General features: G+C 44.9%; 2 tRNA genes. Both read left to right on the plus strand.

The annotated features are described in order from the left end of the window. Positions 1-104 precede the first annotated feature (104 nt). Positions 105-181 (plus strand) — tRNA-Ile (locus C9383_RS25990). A 10-nt stretch (positions 182-191) separates the two neighbouring features. Beyond that, a tRNA-Ala gene (locus tag C9383_RS25995) sits at positions 192-267 on the plus strand. Positions 268-403 lie beyond the last annotated feature (136 nt).

Raw genomic sequence — 403 nt, forward strand, 5'->3', positions numbered from 1 at the left:
CATAAGCTCCCACACGAATTGCTTGATTCATTGAAGAAGACGATAGAAGCAGCTTTAAGCTCCAAGCTGATAGCTCTTAGCTAATCAGTTACGCGCTCGAAATTGGGTCTGTAGCTCAGTTGGTTAGAGCGCACCCCTGATAAGGGTGAGGTCGGCAGTTCGAATCTGCCCAGACCCACCAATTTTGTTATGGGGCCATAGCTCAGCTGGGAGAGCGCCTGCCTTGCACGCAGGAGGTCAACGGTTCGATCCCGTTTGGCTCCACCATTAACTGCTTCTGCTCGTTAGAGTTTAGAAATGAATATTCTGAAGTGAATATTGATTTCTAGTCTTTGATTAGATCGTTCTTTAAAAATTTGGGTATGTGATAGAAAGATAGACTGAACGTTACTTTCACTGGTAA

Source organism: Pseudomonas palleroniana, from assembly GCF_003031675.1.
GTDB lineage: Bacteria > Pseudomonadota > Gammaproteobacteria > Pseudomonadales > Pseudomonadaceae > Aquipseudomonas > Aquipseudomonas palleroniana.